Consider the following 6,370-nt stretch of genomic DNA (forward strand, 5'->3'; position numbering starts at 1 on the left):
GCTGCTTCTAAAGTTACTTGTTCCACACGACGGGGTGTATTTAACCCTGCTCCATGAATGACACCTGTAATTAAACCTAGTTCAGCAGTAATTTTCTGCACTAATTCAACAACAGCTTGGGAGTTGGTAATATCGGCAGCATAATACTGACAAATTAGCTTCTCATCTTGGAAGCGTTTTAAGGTTTGCATTACTTCTGGGTTTTCCTTTTGACTGCGACCAACTAAAGCCATTTTGACACCAGTGTTTTTGGCTAAAGCGAGGGCACATTCAGCAGTAATACCTTTTGCACCTCCGGTAACGAGAATCACATCCTCTGCTGACCAAGATAGGGAGCGAGGTTTATAGGTTGCGGGTTGTTGGATACGGCTTTGTGGCACTAAGCGCAATAGTTGCTCATCATAGCCTACTGTGGCGATCGCCTCTTTAGTACTCATTTCTTGGATCAGGAGTTCGGTAGCTTGTGAGTATTCAATATTTTGAGGAAAATCGATCGCTCTTACCCGACTGTGAGGACGCTCTAAATGAAGGCTGCGAGCAAAAGCACCTGCACAACACAATTCAGGTGAAATAGCTGCTCCTTGACTGCCAAAATGTCCGCCACCAAATTGCACATAAGTCAGACAACAATTTGTGTTTGTCATGGCTAAAGTAGCAATACTATTGATGCGAACGGTCATATGTGCTAATGGAATAATTTTTTGTGGTGATGGGGTTTGGGGTAAAATAGCTAAGTAGTGGGTAAAACTACTTTCCTGAGAATTTTCTAAGGAGTTAACTTGGTCATAAGTAATAATTTCAACTTGAGCTTGATTTTGTTGTAATTCATCCTTTAATGTTTGGCAAAAATGGCGATCGCCTTCTTCACTAACAATCAAAACATGAGCTTGAGACCAATTAGCTTGTACTTCGGAGATTTCTTGAGGGATATATTCAATGGCAAAGTTGCGTACCCAGGTGGAATAATTTTCCTGAGTTATCTTTTGAGGTTGCGGAATAGATTTTTCCTCTGAGCGTGAAACTACTTGGTTTTGCTGAAGTGCTGTTACTAGTTCCCCTAGAGTGGAGTTAGCTAGGGTAGACAGATCGATTTTTCCGCTGACACCAGTTTTTTTAGCAGCTATAGCAATTAAGTCTGCTGCTTTAATAGAGTCAAGATTTAGATCGTCTAACAAACGCAAGTCTAAACTAAGAGTGTTTTGGGGAAATCCTGTCTGCTCTTCTACTAAGCTGAGGAGTAAGGAGGTTAAGTCTTTATCTGCTTGTTTAGTGGGAGCAAGTTGAGGTTTAATTTCACTGTTGTGTTCTATTGATGATGTAGTCTGAGCCATTCCTCCCATGGTTGAATGAATGACTTGGATAATTTCTTTGAGACTGGCGTTAGCTAAACTTGAGGGTTCGATGATACCTGCAATGTTGCAAGCTTGGGTAGCAGAAGCAATTAATTCACTAGCTTTGATGGAATCCATATTTAGGTCATCAAGCAGTTTGGCATCAAGGGAAATACTATCTGCGGGATAACCTGTTTGCTTGGCAACTAGATCGATTAAAATTGACTCTACATCTAAAGTTTGTGCTTGAAATTTAGAGACATGTTTTGGGAACGGGGTAACTTTTTGAGCAGAGGAGGTTACGGAAATAACAGGATGATGGTCGCTGTATTTGTGGTTCGTAGTAACTCCATTACCATTAATTGAAGGCGAAATGTTATGATGCTGATGCGTGTTTTCGGCAGTAATTTGATTAGGTTTAGTTAGGTGAGGTAAATTTTTCAGATCGGCACGAATGACTTGAGCTAAAAAAGAACCTCGCTCAGTGAAGTAAGCGGAAAGAAGCTTAACTAGCTCTTCGTTATTTGAATGGTTAGAGTAAGACATAGGAACAATATAAATGATTGGTAGGTTTTACATAGTGGGAGGAAAGTTTTCGATATCTGCTCGAATTAAATCTGCTAAAAATGATCCTCGTTCGACAAAGTAATGGGATAGAGCTTCAATAATAGCAGTGTCGTTAAATGGCGTGCTTGAGTTTGCCTCTGGTTGCTCGCCAGAAAAAGATAGGTTCATCGGAGAGATATATTCTGGGGAAACTGAAAAAGGTCGTTCGCAAGGATTATCAATAAATAGTCTTTGTGACGCGGGGATAAAGGGACGAAGCAGACGATTTTCATAAACATTTGACCAGTTAATTTGACCGCCATGGGCAAAAAAGCTTGCTAGAACTAAATTCAGGTCTTTTGCTTTTCCTGGTTTAGATTCCAATGACAGACATAAAGGCGAGTCTGTGATGGCACTTACTAATCCTGAAAGTACTTTCCCAGGTCCAACTTCGAGCATAATATCGCATTGAGGAGCGATCGCTTTCACCAGTTCAATAAAATTAACTTGAGCTGTGACTTGGCCAGCAAAATGTTCTTTGAGGTTAACTCCTGATTCAATTAACTGACCATCAATACTAGAAAATAATTGCACTTGAGGCACTTCCAGTTTCTCTGGAATGGGCGCGTAATCGCGTAAATCTTTAGCTGCTTCTGACATCATTTGGGAATGAAACCCGTTAGCAACAGCTAACTCCTTATATTGAATTTCCTGGGTAGCTGCTCGTTGCAATACCAATTCCACACTTGTTTTTTCTCCAGAAATTACTGTTTGTACCGGACTATTAATATTTGCTACCGCAACATAACCAGGAATTCCAGATACGAGCTGTTGAGCAGTTTGAATATCGCAGCCTAAACTTGCCATAGTTCCTGCTTGAGTAGTTTCTGCTGTCATCAACTTTCCCCTCATGGCAGCAAACCCAAGTAATGTTTTTTCATCATAAGCACCAGCGACATGAAAAGCCACCAATTCTCCCAGACTGTGACCGCCAACAGCAACAGGTTTAATCCCCAAACGTTCGAGGTAACGCTTCCAGAGTAAAGAAACAAAACAAATTGCAGTTGGGGCAACCAGAGTCAATTCTTGAGACCACTGCTTTACTTGTTCTCGATCGACTGCCTTGTCTAGAGGGCAATAAATATACTTACTAATGGGTGAAAATCCCATTTCTTCTAGCCAGCGATCGCTCTGTTCCAAAAATTCTCGTGCCCAAGCATAGCGTTGTACTAAAGTCCGGGCCATGTTTAATCCCTGCGATCCTTGACCGGGAAAGAGAAAAGCCACACGACTGCGCTTAACCTGATGAGAAACCCAAATATTTCTTTGGGGAGTAACTTGAACTTCCTTGGGAGCAGGGGGGCGATCGTTGAGGAGTTGCTCTAACTGTTTCAGAGATGCTAATAAGTCTTTTGGAGTTCCAGCTACTATCGCTGCTCGGCAGGGAAACTCTTGATTTACTTGACTAGAAAGTTCTGCTGCTAGATCGACAAACTCCCCTATACTTATACCTTTCGCTTGTTGGGCAACTTGCTGAGTCCGTTCCAATAGTGCAGTAACCGAAGCAGCACTCAAAACAAATACTTCTGTATCTTGATGAGAAACCAGTAAAGCTCTTTCATCTAAAGAAGGCTTTAAAGACACTGCCGGAGCATCACCCGAAGACAAGGTAACATGGGAATTAATTCCACCAAAACCCATAGCAGAAACCCCTCCATAAACAGTTTCTGTAGGAGGATAAATTTCTCCTTGTAAAATTGGATAGAAACATTTAGCTACCTCATCAAATACAGAATTAGGCTCTTCACAGCTAGCTGTTGGGGGTAAAATTCTTTGATTCACAGCCATGACAGCTTTAATAAACCCACCTATACCAGCAGCAGCTTTGGTATGTCCAACGATAGACTTAAAAGAAGTCATGCCACAGGAACGAGGTTTCGTTTCCCCATAAGCACCCATAGTTAATGCTACTCCTTCTAATTCAGTGCGATCGCCTACGGGCGTTCCCGTACCATGTCCCTCGATAAAATGAAGCTGCCCTGGACTATATCCTGCTTTTTCATAAGCACGGGCCAAAGCTTTTGCCTGTCCAGTTTTTGAGGGAGCAGTAATACCTCCTTTTCCATCAGAGGATATTCCCCAACCATTGATAATAGCATAAATATAGTTCCCTGCTGCCCGAGCATCTTCAAGGCGTTTGAGAACTGCAAAACCACAGCCTTCACCCGGAATAAAACCGCTACCACGACGGTCATAAACAGTCATGTCTTCAGCTGTCAAAGCACCTGTTTTGGCAAAACCAATTAGCTCAAAGGTATCCAAACTAATATCAACACCACCAGCTAACGCCATATCTAAATCGCCATTGGCTAAAGCAGTAGCAGCGGTTGCAACAGCAATTAATGAGGAAGAGCAAGCACCATCTACAGTATATCCTCCTCCATCAAAATTGAAGAAATTACAAATTCTGCCACTGATGGTATTAGAAAGACCTCCTGCTAATGAGTCTTCGTTAATTTCAGGAAAGACAGATTTATAGAAGTATTCCATCGTTTGGCTGAATTCTGCGACTGCTTTAGGGGATAAACCTTTAGCTGTAGCAGCAGCATACAAAACTTTTTTCACAAAAGGCCAGCGCAAACGCATAGTATGAGAGCGGGTATGTTCTCCTGTTAAGGTGTTGCCTAAAATGACACCAGATTTCTGAATTGGTACGGTTTCACGTTTATAACCTGCATTCTCGATCGCTTTTAAAGCAACTTCTAAGGCTAACCAATGGACAATATCGGCGGAGGCAACAGTTGATTGAGGAACTCGTCGCTTCACCCAATCAAACTCAAAACCCTCTATCAAAGCAGCTTGACTACCATAGGTTTTATCAGGTGCATGGCGATCGCTGTCATAATATTCAGACAGGGGTAAGCGTTGGTCTGGCATCTCTCGAAATTGACAACGTCTAGCTAATATATTTTCCCAAAGTGCTGAGAGTTCATCGGCACCGGGATAATGGCAACCTAACCCAACAACAGCTATTGGAGTTGTTATTCTCGGTGTTTGTAGATTCATCTTTCCTAGTCCTAAATATTTCAACAATTAATAATTAATAATTAACAATTACCTCTTATTTTCAAGGAGAGGATTGAGGCTTAAGGAAAATTTTTTATTGTTCCTTATTTCCTATTTAAACCTATTTAAAGGAGAAGCTTTAAACCTTAATTATTTGCTAAAATAAAGATGGTGGTACATAGTAATGGCAAAGATCCTGTGGGGAAATACCCCTAACTAGCAATGCTCTATAATTTTGTCTTTTGTTTAAATTCTCAATTTAGAGAAGTACAACAATCGGGAGTATTGAGCAGTATGATTTAAACAATTGAAGCCATAATATTTCTCCTATTAACTAAATATTTGTTCTATTTTGATTGGATTGCTAAGGTAGTAACACCTAGAAATATTTTTGGATATATAAGTTATTTTTGACCAATAACTTACTTAACTAATAATAGTAATCTAGGCAAATCAACTTTTTGTCGATTATCGACAGCTACGATCGACAAATTTTTTGATTTTGTCAAAAAAAACCAAAACTTAGTCACAGCAGGCGATTTATAGCGCTGTGCGCAGCTCATTTGGCAGTAGGCAATAGGCAGTAGGGGGGATAAAAAGCTTATGATATAAAACTTTTAGCTATTGGACAGTTCCTGAAATTTGTAAAGCAAGCCAGCGCACATTGCTATACTATAAACTATAGAGTAAGACCCACATAATTTTTTTCAGATTTTGTCGAAGATTAACAATATTTAGCAGCGACTGTGGTAATAAACCACTCCTTAAGAAAGTCAAAAGTCAGAAGCGAGTGTGTAATTCTGGGCGTCTATAGTGCTACGCGCAAGTCAGAAGTCAGAAGTTAGAAGTTAGAAGTAATCCCTGACGCTCGTTTGAGTGTCTATAATTGCCCTAACCTATTTGCGTAATGCTATACTGTGCAGAAGTAATTCCGTACAAAGCCCCTCCAAAATGTAAGACATACTCAAGACAGTCAAAAGTTATTTTTGTAACGAGGATTTGAGAAAGGCTCCAAAAATATTTCGCGAATAGACATCTCCAATAATATAGCAATGTGCGCTGGCTTGCTTTACAAATTTCAGGAGGTGTCCAATAGCTAAAAGTTTTATATCATAAGCTTTTTATCTCCCCTACTGCCTCTGTTGGTCAGCATTCCCTCACAGGAGTCGGCGTTCCGCAAGCGAGCTGTCGGCGGCGCGGGGTCTGACCGCTATTGCCTACTGCCAAATGAGCTGCGCACAGCGCTATAAAAAATAAAATCAACTATCGTACAGAAATTATCAATTCTTCCCCCTACTCCCTACTCCCTATTTTCTGGAGATGTCTAATCAAGGCGGGGTTGCGCGACCCAATTATTTTGATAAATTGGATAAATTATAGCGCTTTTCACATGGATAGACTACAGTTAGTATGGGCAACCCAAAAGC

General features: G+C 40.8%; 2 protein-coding genes. Both read right to left on the reverse strand.

Annotated elements, in window-relative coordinates; genetic code table 11:
* Window positions 1-1,877, reverse strand: a 1,877-nt coding sequence (locus AC3DU7_RS15415) for an SDR family NAD(P)-dependent oxidoreductase (RefSeq protein ID WP_488040213.1), incomplete at its 3' end; no start/stop codon positions are given.
* A gap of 27 nt (window positions 1,878-1,904) precedes the next feature.
* The gene (locus AC3DU7_RS15420) at window positions 1,905-4,943 is read right to left on the reverse strand and encodes a type I polyketide synthase (RefSeq protein ID WP_488040214.1); all 3,039 of its coding nucleotides are present in this window, start codon (window positions 4,941-4,943) and stop codon (window positions 1,905-1,907) included.
* Between the last annotated feature and the right edge of the window lie 1,427 nt (window positions 4,944-6,370).

The organism is Okeania sp. (assembly GCF_983059655.1).